The organism is Rothia nasimurium, assembly GCF_049068285.1.
Taxonomy (GTDB): Bacteria; Actinomycetota; Actinomycetes; order Actinomycetales; family Micrococcaceae; genus Rothia; species Rothia nasimurium_I.
Map to the genome: position 1 here is coordinate 1 of NZ_JBLKPV010000015.1, position 14,573 is coordinate 14,573.

15 protein-coding genes and 1 pseudogene are annotated in these 14,573 nt (G+C 52.6%); 12 read left to right on the forward strand and 4 right to left on the reverse strand.

Annotated features, from left to right (window positions below; translation table 11 throughout):
* From ACMXX3_RS10980 to ACMXX3_RS10995, 4 genes and pseudogenes are all read right to left on the reverse strand, one after another.
* A pseudogene (locus ACMXX3_RS10980) lies at positions 1-379 on the reverse strand (hypothetical protein); the annotation flags it as partial.
* A gap of 192 nt (positions 380-571) precedes the next feature.
* Positions 572-1,438, reverse strand: a complete 867-nt coding sequence (locus ACMXX3_RS10985) for an RNA polymerase sigma factor (protein WP_421084750.1) — start codon at positions 1,436-1,438, stop codon at positions 572-574.
* Between the two features lie 165 nt (positions 1,439-1,603).
* A complete protein-coding gene (locus tag ACMXX3_RS10990) occupies positions 1,604-2,794 on the reverse strand; it encodes a hypothetical protein (protein WP_421084751.1) in 1,191 nt (396 codons plus the stop codon).
* 305 nt (positions 2,795-3,099) lie between these two features.
* A complete protein-coding gene (locus ACMXX3_RS10995; RefSeq protein ID WP_421084779.1) occupies positions 3,100-3,324 on the reverse strand; it encodes a helix-turn-helix domain-containing protein in 225 nt (74 codons plus the stop codon).
* Positions 3,325-3,451: 127 nt separating this feature from the next.
* Here ACMXX3_RS10995 and ACMXX3_RS11000 point away from each other — a divergent pair, with 127 nt between their 5' ends.
* From ACMXX3_RS11000 to ACMXX3_RS11055, 12 genes are all read left to right on the forward strand, one after another.
* Positions 3,452-3,874 (forward strand): helix-turn-helix domain-containing protein, encoded by a 423-nt coding sequence (locus ACMXX3_RS11000; protein ID WP_421084752.1) that lies wholly within the window; start codon positions 3,452-3,454, stop codon positions 3,872-3,874.
* A 113-nt stretch (positions 3,875-3,987) separates the two neighbouring features.
* Positions 3,988-4,338, forward strand: a complete 351-nt coding sequence (locus ACMXX3_RS11005) for a hypothetical protein (protein WP_421084753.1) — start codon at positions 3,988-3,990, stop codon at positions 4,336-4,338.
* Between the two features lie 103 nt (positions 4,339-4,441).
* On the forward strand, positions 4,442-5,257 hold the full coding sequence (locus ACMXX3_RS11010; protein WP_421084754.1) for a tyrosine-type recombinase/integrase: 816 nt from the start codon (positions 4,442-4,444) through the stop codon (positions 5,255-5,257).
* Positions 5,258-5,743: 486 nt separating this feature from the next.
* Complete coding sequence (locus tag ACMXX3_RS11015; RefSeq protein ID WP_421084755.1) at positions 5,744-6,916, forward strand: transglycosylase SLT domain-containing protein; 1,173 nt, start codon at positions 5,744-5,746, stop codon at positions 6,914-6,916.
* Positions 6,904-7,509 (forward strand): hypothetical protein, encoded by a 606-nt coding sequence (locus ACMXX3_RS11020; protein WP_421084756.1) that lies wholly within the window; start codon positions 6,904-6,906, stop codon positions 7,507-7,509. The genes ACMXX3_RS11015 and ACMXX3_RS11020 overlap by 13 nt, the downstream gene beginning before the upstream one ends.
* The gene (locus ACMXX3_RS11025; protein WP_421084757.1) at positions 7,506-7,997 is read left to right on the forward strand and encodes a hypothetical protein; all 492 of its coding nucleotides are present in this window, start codon (positions 7,506-7,508) and stop codon (positions 7,995-7,997) included. The genes ACMXX3_RS11020 and ACMXX3_RS11025 overlap by 4 nt, the downstream gene beginning before the upstream one ends.
* 5 nt (positions 7,998-8,002) lie before the next feature.
* Positions 8,003-9,502: a hypothetical protein gene (locus tag ACMXX3_RS11030; protein ID WP_421084758.1), complete on the forward strand. Its 1,500-nt coding sequence runs from the start codon at positions 8,003-8,005 to the stop codon at positions 9,500-9,502.
* A 42-nt stretch (positions 9,503-9,544) separates the two neighbouring features.
* Positions 9,545-10,066, forward strand: coding sequence for a DUF6668 family protein (locus tag ACMXX3_RS11035; RefSeq protein WP_421084759.1), 522 nt, complete (start codon positions 9,545-9,547; stop codon positions 10,064-10,066).
* A 120-nt stretch (positions 10,067-10,186) separates the two neighbouring features.
* Entirely contained in the window at positions 10,187-10,441 is a 255-nt protein-coding gene (locus ACMXX3_RS11040) for a hypothetical protein (protein WP_421084760.1), read from the forward strand.
* 44 nt (positions 10,442-10,485) lie between these two features.
* The gene (locus tag ACMXX3_RS11045; RefSeq protein ID WP_421084761.1) at positions 10,486-11,157 is read left to right on the forward strand and encodes a hypothetical protein; all 672 of its coding nucleotides are present in this window, start codon (positions 10,486-10,488) and stop codon (positions 11,155-11,157) included.
* A 2-nt stretch (positions 11,158-11,159) separates the two neighbouring features.
* The gene (locus tag ACMXX3_RS11050) at positions 11,160-13,031 is read left to right on the forward strand and encodes a hypothetical protein (protein WP_421084762.1); all 1,872 of its coding nucleotides are present in this window, start codon (positions 11,160-11,162) and stop codon (positions 13,029-13,031) included.
* Positions 13,031-14,566, forward strand: a complete 1,536-nt coding sequence (locus tag ACMXX3_RS11055; RefSeq protein WP_421084763.1) for an SCO6880 family protein — start codon at positions 13,031-13,033, stop codon at positions 14,564-14,566. The genes ACMXX3_RS11050 and ACMXX3_RS11055 overlap by 1 nt, the downstream gene beginning before the upstream one ends.
* The last annotated feature ends 7 nt before the right edge of the window (positions 14,567-14,573 follow it).

The window sequence follows — 14,573 nt, forward strand, 5'->3', positions numbered from 1 at the left end:
GAGGTGCCTCGGTGGGGCTGGCCGTCGGTACCGGCACAACCTCGATAGGCTCCGGGGTTTCATCCTCTCCAGGTTCAGGGGTAGGCTCTGCGCTTTCGCTAGGCTCCGGTGAGGGTTCCTCGGTAGGCTGAGGTGCCTCGGTGGGGCTGGCCGTCGGTACCGGCACAACCTCGATAGGCTCCGGGGTTTCTTCCTCAGCGGGCTGGTCGCCATTGAGCGCGGCGGTGGGCTTTTCCTCGGCTGCTTGGACGGTAGCTAGCCGGGGTGTATTCGGGGTTGGTGAGGATTGGGCGTCCTCAGCAAAAGCTAAGGGAGCCACGGCGAGCATGGAAGCTGCGGCCAGGGCTGCGGCTGAGCCGGTGAGCTTTGCGGGCTTCATAGATTCTCTTTTCTCTTTCGAATGGGTGGGGAGGCTAGGTGCCTCCCCACAGGTGTATATGAGGATTTGGGGTGTTTTGAGAGCAGAACAGGGAAAGTTTTCGGGCGCCCTACCCTCTAGGGGTGCAATAGAACTAAACAGAACACAATTGTTTAGTTCTATTGCATATTGTTTTGTTCTTTTGAGTGGTGGCTAGATGTCTCCTTGCTGTATGACGGTGAGAGCCAGGTTGAAAAGTTCGCAGGTGGTGGAGATGCAGCGCCGTGTGTAGGCGTAGCTCCAGTTACAGGCTTCAGCTAGGGCTGAAACGTCGATGCCGTCCACGTGTCCAGCGTCTAGAGTTGCTTCGGTAACGCAGTGGGTAAAGTGCGGGGCTTTGTCCAGTTTGCTCTGGGGTAGGCAGGAGATGACCTCCTGCATGAGTACCGGGGCTGTCTCTAGGCCTTCTTCCTTGCGGTAGCGGTGGATTAGCAGAGCCCGGTAAATGACCTCGGTGTACATGAGCACTCTGGTACTGGACTTGTAGAGGGTTTTCTCAGCAATGCCCAGCACCTCGGCGGTGGCTCGGTAGCTCAGGGGCTCTTCGACCAAAATTAGGTTCAGTACTCGGGTGATGGGTTCGATGTCCCCCAAAATTTTGACTGCGATGCCCAGTACCGTTGCTAGGTCTTGGAGTTTCTCTTCCATGTGGCTCAGGGCCAGCAGAGCTTCTAGGGCTGAGTCTGAGGTCAGGCCGGTAAGAGCTGCTTCGGCGGTGGCTTCTGCTTGGGTGCGGTCATCACTTTTGATGGTTCGCAGGTGGGCGTAGGCGCACCTAACGGCGATGCTGCGGATCCAGGCTCCGAAGTCACCGTGGGTTCCGTCGAAAGTGCGCAGGCCTTGGTGAGCAGCCAGGAAGGTTTCTTGGTGGGTGTCTTCGATGGCACCGTGCAGGTCGCTGATGTGTGGGAATTTTGCCAGAACGGAGTAGATGACCTTGCTGGTGGTCTTCCAGGCTTCTAGGCGTTCTGGTGTCCATTGGCAGTTGTGGTTTTGTTGCATGTTGTTGTCGTCTTGCATGACAGGTGTCTCTTTCCTGCTTTCGCTGCCTGCCGGTGGTGAGGGGAAATCGGCAGGGGTTGAAGGCATATGGGAATTTTTTGGGTTCGGGACTTTGTGGGTGGTCTAGGTGTGGTGAGTGGGGGAACCTAGCGTGCTGGGTTGTTTGAGGTCTGGGGTCCTTTCTTAGGCTGTTTGGGTCTCTCGGTGGAATCTGGGTACCCTGTGGGAGTTTTGGGGCTCTGGTGGACTCCAGGGGTCTTCTGAAGGGGCTGCTTTGCGGTCAGCTGCACAGCTACGGCACTCTCCGCCTGATGGGTAGTCCAGGTTGTGTATTGGACAGGTACGCTGCACTGCACCTTGGTGTTTATGAGACTCTTCAACCACCATCTGTTGCTGGTGTCGTTTTCTGAAGGTGGGGGCCTCCAGAATTGCGGGAATTCCTCCTGGCTCGTTGGCGATGGCATTGATGCAAAAACCAACGGGTTTGGTGATCTTGGTGAGGTCTGCTCGCGTGAAGAGAATTTCTTCTACGACAATCGAGAGCTGTTCGTCAGAGAAGCTGCGGGTGTCGATGCTGCGGTGGCGGACAAGTCCTGCGCGAAGTTGGCGGATGAAGTCCTTGGTGGGGATTCCGCAGATTTCGTTTTTGCTCTCATGTTCAGTCAGTCTGTCGGTTACCGGTGGAGCTTGTTCAAAGGTTCGCACGCCTGTACTGGTGTTACCTGATTGACTGATTGATTGATTTAAATCAGTCAAAAGATTTCCTTTTAACGCGCGCGCGTCGCGCGCGTATCCTTTTAAGGCACTTTTTTGCTCTACCGGCAGAATCACGTTCTCTACCGGCATTGTGGTGCCGGTAGGTGACGAGATTTTGCCGGTAAGTCTTGCCTTACCGGCAAAATCTGCCTGTAAAGTCTGACTAGGGTAAACATCATTTTGCTGAAAGTTATCCACAGGCATGTTTCCCTTACCGGCATTTTTTGCCGGTAGAGTCTGACTAGGTGAAATACCCCATTCCCTAGTTGTCTCATTTAGCTCTCTTGACCGGCGCAAGAGCTCTATCTCTTCAGGTGACTCGATATAGTCAGGCAGGGTGTAGGTATCCACTTGTGGATGCAGAACGATGATGTCAGCGCCTCTGCCAAGCCCAAATTCACTCCTTTGCCGCTCGGTGTGCAGGAGGTTCATTTCGCGAAGTTTTTTAACTGCTTCACGTACCGCGCGTTCTTTGTAACCAGTAGTTGCGACAAGGACTTCTTGACCTGCATCGTAAATGCCGTGGTGGTTGCAGCGGTTAGCCAGCTGAATAAGAACTTTGTACTCAGCACCTTTAATGTCCTGTTTCATAGCCCAGGTGACGTGTTCAAGTGTCATGAGGAGAGTCCTGCCAGTAGATACCAGAGAGAGCTAGGCGTGTTGCGAGCTGTTTCTGGAAGCATTGAAACTATATGGGTAGTCATGGCAATGTAGCGAGCCTCCCTAGGGTGGGGAGCTTGAGATGTAGGGGCCAGTTCGGGGAGCCCGTGGGAGGCTTCGAAAACTGTTAATTTTTGCTCTCGACAAGGGTCACTTAACAAGGTCTCAAGCTGCCCTTGGGAAGCACACGCGCTGGCAGGTTTTCCGGCCTTAGTCTGGGTGATGCCGTACTTCTCTGCGGTGATAGTTGAGTTCATGCGGGTTTACCTCACAGGGTTCACTAGCTGCTCATAGGCAATACCCAACAAAGCAGCCAACTGATCTAGCTCGTGAACATTGAAAGGAACCTGCCCCTTCAGACGACGGCGGAAAGCAGGAGCACTCAAATCAAGTGCCTGTGCCGCGCCTGTAATGCTTTGACCTGAACGCGCGAGCTCTGCACGAACGTTAAGGCCTACCTCAGTTGATATATCTATTTTCGTGTCCATAAAGGACACATTAGAACTTTAATGCTCACACCTCAAGCTATACGTGCACTTTTTGGACACAAACACGAACTTTTTAGACTGTATGTGTTAGTTTGGAGAACGTAAACGTTCTATCCACTAGGGAGGCATGATGCCTAAGACATGGACAAGTGGCCCTGTTTCTGAATTTGAACTAGCTGTCGCAGGGGAGGTAAAGGCCTGGATGGGAAGACGTGGACTAAGTGCCCGTCAACTGGCAGACAAAATAGGCATGGCCCACTCTGCTTTGTCAAAGAGACTTCGAGGAGTAAGCGCGTTTACCATCAACGACTTAGGTGTGATTGCGGCACATATGGGAATCACCCTCGGACAGCTTCTTGGTCCTGTAGTTGATGTACCTCTCACCGGTGAAGATGCAGAAAACCCCGCTCCGGCATCGCCGGAACGGGGTGAATCTGATGAAGATGTGCGCCCTGTGGGGCTCGAACCCACGACCCACGGATTATCAGACCCAATCCACCACCGCACAGCAAAATGGATCATCATTCTCAGCAGAATCTACAGCCAGTAGAACCTGCCCAAAGCTGCGATACGCTGAAGCTCCCCGCTTCTTCCCGACCTCTTGATAACGGCATACAATGGCTAGAAACAGCACCCTCCTATCTAAGAGGCCCCCTTAGCACCATGAACAAAATCTTCTGGCAATACGAACGCAACAACTTTGCAGGCGGCATCGACACCCGTATCTTCACCGCCCGCCACGACCGCAAGCTCCGCTGCATCGTCTCCGGCCCTACCATCGGCCAGAACTCACCCAACGAAGAATGGCACCTATCTCTAAGCCACCCCGACCGGGAACCAACCCCTGAAGAGATTGACAGCGCAATCGCTACCCACGTTCCAGATGATGTGCCTATGAACTTCCTTGAAAACGCAGTGCTCAGAACCATCAACGATGCCAAGCCAGCCCTGCACTACCATGAAGCAACCCAGGACTCATACGGCACCCCCTACACCCGACCCAAGAAAAACTAGCCCCACAAGAGCCAGACCCAGCAGGTAGATACAGCTCTCCTCGGCAGAAAACAATGCGCCCGCCCCTTCTTCTCATTTACACCACAATTAGAAGGAAGGCCCAATGGACTCTCCCTGGACTCCGCACATTACCGGCTACATCACCTGGCTTACCGCAGCAGGGCGCACGCCCCGAACCATCAGCACCAGAACCTACTGGATTAACCGAATAGCTCATGACTACCCCACACAGTCTCCTGAAGAGCTCACTGCCTCCCAGCTTGCCACCTGGCTAGCTAACCCCTCATGGAGCCCCGTCACCAAGAAATCTGCCCTCGCCTCTGTGCGAGGGCTTTATCATTATCTCAAAACCACTGGCGTTATTACCCAGGCACCTACGGACCAGCTGCTTTCAGTTGCTGTACCCAGAAAGCTGCACCCGCCCGCCCCTTATGACGTCTTTGCACAGGCGGTTCAGAACGCAGAAAATCAAGAGGTCCGCCTCATTCTGCTTCTAGCTGGCCTGGCCGGGCTGAGGCGAACCGAGATAGCTTCCCTGCATACCAGCGATTTCCACGGATCCTATTTGAGTATCACAGGTAAAGGTGGGCATGTTCGCATCATTCCAGCACACCCTGACCTCCAAGCACTACTCAGGCTAAAAACTCATGGCTACTACTTCCCAGGGCGATTCTCAGGACACCGCACCCATGACTATGTAGGGCGCAAAATATCTGCTGCCCTAGGCAAGGGGTACACTCCACATAGTCTGCGCCGTCTCTTTGCCACTGAAGTTTATCGGCGGACTAAAGACATCAAGGTTGTTCAGCAGCTTCTTGGGCACGCTGACATTAGCACTACCCAGCAATACGTCGGCTACTTCGAGCAGGACCTGTGGGATGCAGTAGCTGCCCTTCCTAGCCTTCATAAAACCCCATAGAACAGAACAGTACTGAACAGAACACAATCAAACAAAACAATTGTGTTCTGTTCAGTGGTGTTTCTGCTGGTCAGAAAAAAGTTTAAAAAAATTTCCCCATTCTGTTCTCCAAACGGCCCCTTCGCTCATATACATCTGTGAGACCACAAATCACGTACACCGCAAGGACGCCCCTATGACAGATAAGGACCCTCTACTCTGCTCTCTGTGCTACAGCTCCCTCAAAGATTCTCCCAGCATAGAGAAAGTACCGCTCAATAAACGGACGCTCACCCTATGCGCCACATGCAGTAACCAGGCAGACCAGATCTCCCAGAACACCGGGGCCTCCCGGCAAGCGGCCATCGCATACATGCTGGAGCTAATCTTCTCAGCTCTCACATCAGCAGCGCCCCCGAACCTGCCCCGCCCATCACCGAGAAGTAAAAAAGCCAAAACCAACAACCACGGAAAAACTCACCCAGACCACACCTGAAAGCTCCACAGATGAACAACAAAGCAACCTGGGGCATAGGAATTATCGCTCTGGTTTTTATCATCGTCTTTGCCCCACTATTCTTCATCGTCATGTTTGGAGTCATCGACACCGACAGCGCCCAAGCCTCCACCTGTACACCAGCAACAAGCGCCTCTACAACCAGCAGCGAAACAGCAGCGGAGGATGGGGAAGAAGGAACAGAGGATTTTGGCGCAATCAACGTTCCATCTGAATACGTCGAGCCCATCAAAAAAGCAGCAGAAGTCTCTGGGTTGCCGGCATCAGTTGTGGCAAAACAGATTCAAGCAGAATCCAACTTTGACCGTATGGCCGGTTCATCAGCTGGAGCCAAAGGGCCAGCCCAGTTCATTGACTCCACCTGGGCAGTCTACGGAAACGGCGGGGACGTCTACGACATTGAAGATGCTCTGGACGCATACGGGCGCTACATGCGAGACCTCGCAGACCAAGTAGCCCACCTTGCAAACGGTGATGAAAACCTACATGTAAAGCTCACCCTGGCTGCCTATAACGCAGGGCCTGGAGCCGTCTTTGAATTTAAAGGCATCCCGCCCTATGAAGAGACAGAGAACTACATTGCAAAAATTCTTGCCGGAGCCCAAGTCCAGTTCTCACCCGGATGTAAGCAAGTGCCTGGTGCAACCTCCTGGGATGGAGACCTCGGAGATGGAGAGTGGACTAATCCCTGTCCTGATTGCGTATTCACCAATGGCTATGGAGGTCGAAACCTAGGCAACGGCGTTGATGCTGCCAACGGTGGTGTCCACTGGGGCGTAGACCTCGCTACCCCCGGTGCTGGTTACGGATCTGGCGGACCCATTATTGCCCCGGTCGATATGGTCATTGTTGATGAATACGCCAAGGATGGGTGCGTATGGGGAACGGCAACTGAAGAACCAAAATTCACCTTTGGTTTCTGCCATCTGAACTCAGATCAGGTCAGCATCGGCCAAGAACTCAAGCGCGGCGACGTCATTGGAGTTGAAGGAAACGTGGCGGGCACCATCCTGGAAATGACCGGCCAATCAGTGCCAACTCACCTGCATCTCGAGATTTATAAGCCTGGTTTTGATACTCGAAATTTTGGGTGGTTCAACGACCGTTCAGGCAACCTCGACCCCGAACCCATCTTGAAGGAGAAAGGCGCATGGGTAGACTAACCATCACCTCAGCCCTACTGGTAACAACAGCCCTACTCTGTGTCGGCTGTTCATCTTCACAGCCAGAAGAAGCGGCCCCCGCCCCGGTCACTACAACAGCGCGCACTATCGCCCCGGAGGAGGACACCATGAATTCCATAGCTGATGGAAACTGCCTAAACCCAGAGGACATTGATACCTCAAACCCTGATGCGCTCTCTCGTGGTTATGTCATGATGACTTACTGCTGGGACTCGGTACATGACCGAACCCTTACTGCTGCATCTATTAGAGCAAAAGAACTCATGACTGAAGAATTCGCTCAACGACAGGTAGAACCTGAGAGAAACGCCGCGCAGGGCATGTTCAACCAGGCTTATAAGCACCAAGCCTATTCCCAGCCTTCAGTGACCCTCTCCCCAACTGAAGTCAATAGCCAGGACACAGAAAACAGCGCAACGAGAGTCTATCTCGTGGAATGGGACTGGATTGGACGAGACGGAACCACTTCAACCGGGGGCAAAGCTATTGCCTCAGTAGGCATGGTCAAAGAAGGCGACACCTGGAAAGTTAGCGGCAGTGCCACTGACGGATTTGTGGAGGAAAGATCATGACGGATAAGAAAATCACCTCAAAACCTTGGCTGGCAGGAGCTGGCATTGGGGCCGCAATCACCGCTCTAATCTTCTCCGCAGGCATTGGCATCTACAGTATTTCCACTCCCGATGACGCCTCTACCACACCACCACCTGCACCCAGCGCCACTGCACCGGCCACAGAGGAATCAGCCTGGAGCCAAGAACAGCAAGCAATGGCCTACTACGTTGCCGCTGATACCGTCAGCCGTTACCTGAGCGAATACGAGGTAACACGCCAATGGCAAGACTCTCTAGGCCATTGGGGAACTGAGGCTTTCAAAGAAAAAGCACAGTACATTGACCCATCTCTGAACCAGACCGGCGAAATCACAGCCATCACGGATTCAAACTTTGCAGTCCAAAACTCAGCAACAATCACCGTTGAATCTACAGCCGGAACTTTTACCCTCACCCTCGTACCAGAGGGTGATGAAGTAAAAGTTGAACAACTGAAAGTGAACTGATGCAGATGAAGAGTAAAGAAGAACATTCTCTGCCCCCTTTACCTGCCTTCCCCACCATCTCTATCACCCAGGAAGAAAACCGTATCGTCGGCAGGTCCCAAGGAACATCAACAGTCATTGTCGATACCGATATACCTGTGGAAGACCTCTCCCGAGAAGAGACCCATGACATCGGAATCAGTATCGTCAAAGACCTACTCGAACAGCTCAATACCTCTGATGCTATTCGGGTAAACGTCACCGCTTTTACCGGCGATGCATTCAAGATGTACTACAACCCCAAACTCGGTGTGCTAGAGCCTATCCCTGAACAACAGCTCCCACGCTCTGGGTCGATCAAGGCTAGAGCAGCAGCTGCATCTCAAGGAAAGCTAGGCTCCCTCAGCAAGCCTGTTCGAACAGCACTCATGATAGGGATTGGTCTTCTTCTGATTACACTTCTCGCCCTGGGCTACCGCCTGCTAGCTGGGGGAACTCAAGAAGATAAGGCGCTTCCTGACCCAGCACAGCTTCCTATCTCAGCACCTGCCGGATGGGATACCTACGCTGATTATGTTGTAGATGCTACAGCCGCTCCTATCACTGTAGGAGAGGATATTATCTACGCCCAAGACTCTGAGATTATCCGTCTCAACGGGCAAACCGGACAAGAAATTGACCGAATTTCAGCCCCTTTCACGGTCAAAGATATATATCTTACCTACGGTATCGGACAGAACATCATCGCAGTTTCTGGATCCTCCAAAGACGCAGCTATCGGCCCCATCGGAGGTGAACTGACCCAGATAGAACCACCAACCGACCACGCGAACCTGGACTGGGTTTCAGGAGTACCTATCTTCCAAAGCACAGGGTACGCCTATGTACCAGATGCCGAGGGAAACCTGACGAAGCTCGTCCAACCGGCTGACTCAGTACCTACGGTTATCCACGACAAGAAAGCCTGGATGATTTCTAAAACCGAACCGAAAGCCTGGATGATTGACTCAGATAATCCAGAGCTACCTGAGCCAGTCGGTATTCCAGAGGTAGCAGGATATATCTACCAAGGACCGCTCACCGGCGTCAGGGACACAGCAGTAGTGCGTTGGGGCAAAGAAGGGCAACTCTCAGATGCCCAACTAGAACTTTTCGAGCTGAGCTCTGAAAACACCCTAGATGAACCTCGCTCTATCGCAGGGCAAGCCTCAGCAAACAACGTCACCGTAGACGCCCAGCGCAATAAGTTTCTAGCCCAAGGTCTCTTTGTAGATGTTGAAACTAACCAGGCCATGAAGGTTTCCACAGCTGCCAAATACGGTGCAGGGTACGCCTGGACAACAGGAGTTGAAGCCTCCCGCATTTCAACAGACGGAGAGGTCATCAACTGGAATCTCCCGACAGGTAGCAGCTCTTCTGCTATTCCCTCGACTCTCGATCCAGAAGGTCGAGCTGCTGTGCTCTATAAACCCAGCAACTCAGACCTACCCTCAAGGCTCTACATGCTCAAAGTTAAGGAGGAATAAATGAGGCTTAGTGCTTTCAGCTCTAGGAGCAAAGCAAGTGCTGTGAAAGCAGAAAATCCCTTTGCTCTTCCCGAGAAAGTAGAAGAACAGGAAGAAAAGATGGGACTTGACGAGATTCTAGGATCTCAAGCATCTTTTCATTTCAAAGCAGATTTTCCTACATCATCAGCTACAGGACTCTACCCTGTGGCTGGAGGTGTAGGGGTATCTACTCTCGTCAACGCTTCTTTAGGAGAGCTCACTGAGCCCTCCGGGGAAGAAACACACGTCATCTTGGTGACCACCACAGCAGCTGACCATCTTCTCAAAGCAGCAGCGTTACTCCGGCAAGGATATACCCCCACCGGGGCTGAAATTATCGGTGTGGTTGCCGTCCATGATCGCCCTAAGCTCTCAAAAGCAACCATTGCAGAAGCAAAAAAGGTATTGAGAATGGCGCACCACGGATGGATTATCCCCTACCTTGCTGAGTTAAGAGAGCCTGGCGAACCTGTGACCAAGTATCCCAAACGTTTCCGAGCTGTTCTCACTGAACTACAAGAGGCCACTGCATCACAGCAGTGACCTCTTTTCTATCCCCACACTATCCATCCCTTAATTGACAATGAAGGAAAAACCCATGAAAACCCCCTGAAGAAAACTACCGCAGCTCTCGTCACTTCTGCTGTAATCATGGCTCTGACTATGACCTCAGCACATGCTATCGATGTCTCGCCCGAAGCTATCCCCGGGGCAGATAACCTCACCACCATTCTTGCCTGGATTATGTGGGGCGGTGCTCTGGTTCTGTTCGGATACTTCATGTTCGGACTTGTCAAAGCAGGTAAAGCCCGCAATGGACACGCAGAAGAGAAGGTAGAAGCACCTACCTGGCCGCTGGTAGCAGCCGTGCTACTTGCAGCAGCTCCGGCTATCTTCACCCTACTAGCAGGTGTCTAAGACCACTCCACTCCCTTACTGATGAAAGGACCTCTCCGGTGAGAATGAATATCAAAGCTCTAGCAATCGCCGGTGTCATCCTCACCGGAGCCACCGCCTGCACGAGCACCACAAAAGAAGAGAGCGCAGAAGCACCTGAAGAATCAGTTGCTTTTGCCTACACCTGCCAGGAAACACTATCTACCAATGAACCGCTGACATCTGCGGGTCTACCCAACAACATCACCTTGACCGGCTCTCCATTGGGGTTCCAGGTACCGATGTCAGATACGGCCGGTGGCTGTGAACAACTAGGAAGTGGTGCTCGTGCAGGTTTCGCACGAACCGAAACAGGTGCTGCTCTCGCTGCCCTCAACGCAGCCTTGGGCTATCACCCCGGCGGCTCACAGACCATGCTTGATGAAGCAGAAGCCAAAATTTCTGCCTCTCAACATTGGGATCAAATGAAGGCTGGTTCAGAGCAGTACCTCGCTTCAGGGGCGCAACTGCCTGATGCTTCCACCCTAAAAGTCACCGGATTTACCGTCCAGAACTACAGCCCCAACAACGCTACAGTCCATGTTTTCATCACACCGAAAAATAGGTTAGAGACCTACAAGATGACCGTGAACCTCGTATGGGAAAAGGACTGGAAAATCATCACCGGCCCTAGTGATTTCTATATCGACACCACAACCACTACTGAGAAGCCGCAATTTAGTTATATCCAGGAGTAACCATGAACTTTATTGGGAAAGCTCTTGAAAGTCTTGCTGAATCAACGTTCGGCCAGATGATTTCATCCTTAATTAGTTCCCTTTATAGCTGGGTTTCTGGAATCGTAGACTTCATTGCCTCCTGGTGGCTAGGCATCAACCCCCTTGGCGTTGATGAAGGAACCGCTGCATACCGTGTTGCAGAGATTGCTTCCCCCTTCGTGGCATGGGTCGGTATACCGGCCTTGATGATTGCTCTGGTGAGAGCATCCCGTCACCAAGGGGCAACAGAGGACACCTCACAAATCGTCAATGGCCTTTTCCGCACCGTCATTTTCGGTGCTGCCGGAATGGCCGGGACGCATCTGCTGATGGTGACCTCTTCAGCTGTAGCTCCTTGGATCTATGACACGATGACCGCAGGAGTCGATGAAGACCTGAGAACTGTTACCTCCATGTTCAATCTTGAATCGGTGGATATGGCCGTCGATGGTGCCATTGCAGGTCTTCTGATTGTCTGTTTGCCCTTCATGCTCATTGCATCTGTTATCCAGGCCATGATGGCTCTGGGATCAGATATTGTAGCTAACGTACTGGGGGCAACCTTGGCGGTTACAGCGGCTGCTTCTACTACTAAAGCTGGTGAAGCTGCTTTGAAGAAGCAGGTAGCCTGGATTCTTTCCTGCGTTGCTTTTAAACCAGTGGCTGCTCTGCTGTATGGCTTTGGTATCTCCTTAGTTCACGGGTCGAATTTCCTAGAGAGTGCTCGAAGCGAGGACGGCCAGAACCCCATGCTCGGTATCTTGATGGGTACCATGTGCGTTATCTTGGTCTGTTTTTCTCTACCTGCCCTGGTTAAACTTCTCGTTCCTCTAGCTGGAGTTTTGGGCTCATCCGGGGGACGCTTCATGTCAGCAATGGCCGGTGTAGCTGGTGGTGCAGCTTTCCAGGCTTTTAGTTCATCAAGTTCATCTGGTACTTCCACTTCTGAGGCATCACGCTCTAGCGCGTCTGCTAGTGAGGCAACAGGAGCAGGTATGAGTGCTGCGGGTGCTTCCTCCTCTGGTGCAGCCGGTTCTTCTGCTTCCGCCGCTGGCGCTGAAGCGGCAGGCGGTGCAGCTACGGCTGGAACAACGATTGCTATCCAAGAAACAGCAAAAGCTGCTGAAGCTGCCGGCAATACAGCAAAAAATGTGGCTGCTGAAGCCGCTAGCTCTGAAACTGGTGCCGGGCATGATGCCTCATCCGCCAGCGAATCTACCCCCGCTAACACTAAGGGAACTGAGACAGATACGAACGGAGATGCCTCTGCTGCACCTGCTCTAGGAGATGACGATTCCTCATCTTCTGGCCATCCAACGGAGAGCGGATTTGCCTCAGAGGACTCTGCTTCCGCTGGTACCTCAGGTTCCCCTGGCGGCGGATTGGGAACGGAAGAAGCGGATTTCACTTCTGCTGATTCCTCAACACCAGCTCCGACAGAGAACACTGGGGCAGGCCCAGAGCAACTGCAAGATGAAGGTGCTTCGGGCTCTGCTGATTTTTCTGCTGCCGCTGAGTCAGGAGCTGTGGCTTCCTCTGAATTCTCTGCTCAGGGATCTGCTGATAGTACTGGTAGTTCTGAGAGGACGTCGTTTACAGAGGATGATTCAAGCCCTGCAACTGGTTCTTCTAGTTCTTCAGGATCAAGCTCAACTGGTTCTGCTGAGCAGGCTGGTGCCCCTCACACCTCAAGAACAGCTGCTTCAGAGCAGACCCCGTATATCAAGAATTCTGGGTACACCAGCAATTCCGGTCCCTCTGGGTATCTGGCCCAGCAGTATCTCACCGAATTGACCCGTGCAGCGGGTGAAGAAACAAGTGGAGCTATCCAGGCAGAAGGAGCTGGTATCTAATGTCTCAGCAAAACCAAGAACGCATACGCTACGGCAATATCATCATCCCGCCTAACTCTGGCTGGCTCGGCGTTCCTAAAGAAGTTTCAAACTTCGGTCTAGGAGCCATCTTCGTTGCCTTCGGTGTCTATCTCATTGGTTCCAGGTTGCCCTTTCTCGGTACTGGGCTAACCTTCCTCGTTACTCTCGGCATTATTCTGATTGCAGCCATCATCATTTTTCTTCGGCTGCGCAAAGGAGCCTTCGGGCGCTATAAGTGGGAAGAAAAAAAGATGATGAAACTCTTTAAGAAAGCCAAAGCTCAGGGCTACACAAGCTACCGGCCTGGACCTTCATCCAATCTGCCCGATGGGTCCTTCCGTCTTCCCGGTCTACTAGCTGGAACTCAAAACCACCAGTACACGAATTCCTTCCACGTACCCTATGGGCTGATTTGGGACCCTGAACGCTTCACTGGAACAGTCTTCTTTTCGGTAGCCGTTCCCGGTCTTCAGCTCATGGACCAAGAGGATATTGACCGAATGGTTGCCCAGTTCGCGGCCTTCCACCGGGAGGCTGGTATCTCTGCCTCGATTATCCAGATCGCAGCCAAAGTCGTGACCACCAAGGATTCAGGCACGCGCCTGCCGATGGCGGTTGCAAAACAACGCTCAATTGCCGGGGACCGCGATATTCCTCTGACCGCCCGAACCATCATGGACGAGGTACTGGAAATTGAGAATCAGGAACTACCCAAGGTAGAACACCATGTCTCATTGACTTTCTCAGCTCGCCCAGTCGTTGAAGCCGGTCTGCCTGCCCGCAGTAAAGAAGAACTAGCTGAGGAAATCTCAACCATCATCCACGGCTTTGTGAACTCTATTTCAGAAGCGGCTGGTGGCGTCACTAACCTGATGGACTCACAGTCCATTACAGACCATATCTATGTCATGTATAACCCCGATAAGTCAATGGCTGTAGATCAGGCCAAGAACACGGCTGAAGGCACCGGACTTCTCTGGGAAGAAGTAGGCCCTACCTATCACGAGGTAGAAAAAGACTGGTACGAGCACTCAGGCTACTACTCCAAATCTTTCCAGATGTGGAAGCCTCCTGCCGCCCTCTTCTACGAGGATTCGATGAAGGCGCTGCTTTCACCCGAACCTCTGGCAGAGCGGAAGGTCGTAACTTTGCTGTACCGTCCGTTATCGAATGATGTGTCCTCCAAACTGGCCCTAGAGATTGTCGATGATGCCTACTGGGATGCAAACCAGAAGGGAAAAAAGGGTGGTTCCCGCTCTCGAACCTTGAAAGAAAAGGCAGAGCGGACTGAAGCAGAGATGGCACATGGAGCTACTTTGGTGCCTTTCGGGCTGGTCGTCACGGTGACAACCGATGACCCTAAGAAGTTCCCACGCCTTGCAGCCGAGACCTCTCGTAAAGCAACCAGCGGAATTAACCTGCGCTTGCGCGAAGCAACCTATTCTCATGATGCAGCTTTTGCCCTTGGACTAGGGCTAGGTCTGACACCGCGAGATTTCAAGCTCAAAGGATAAATAGACC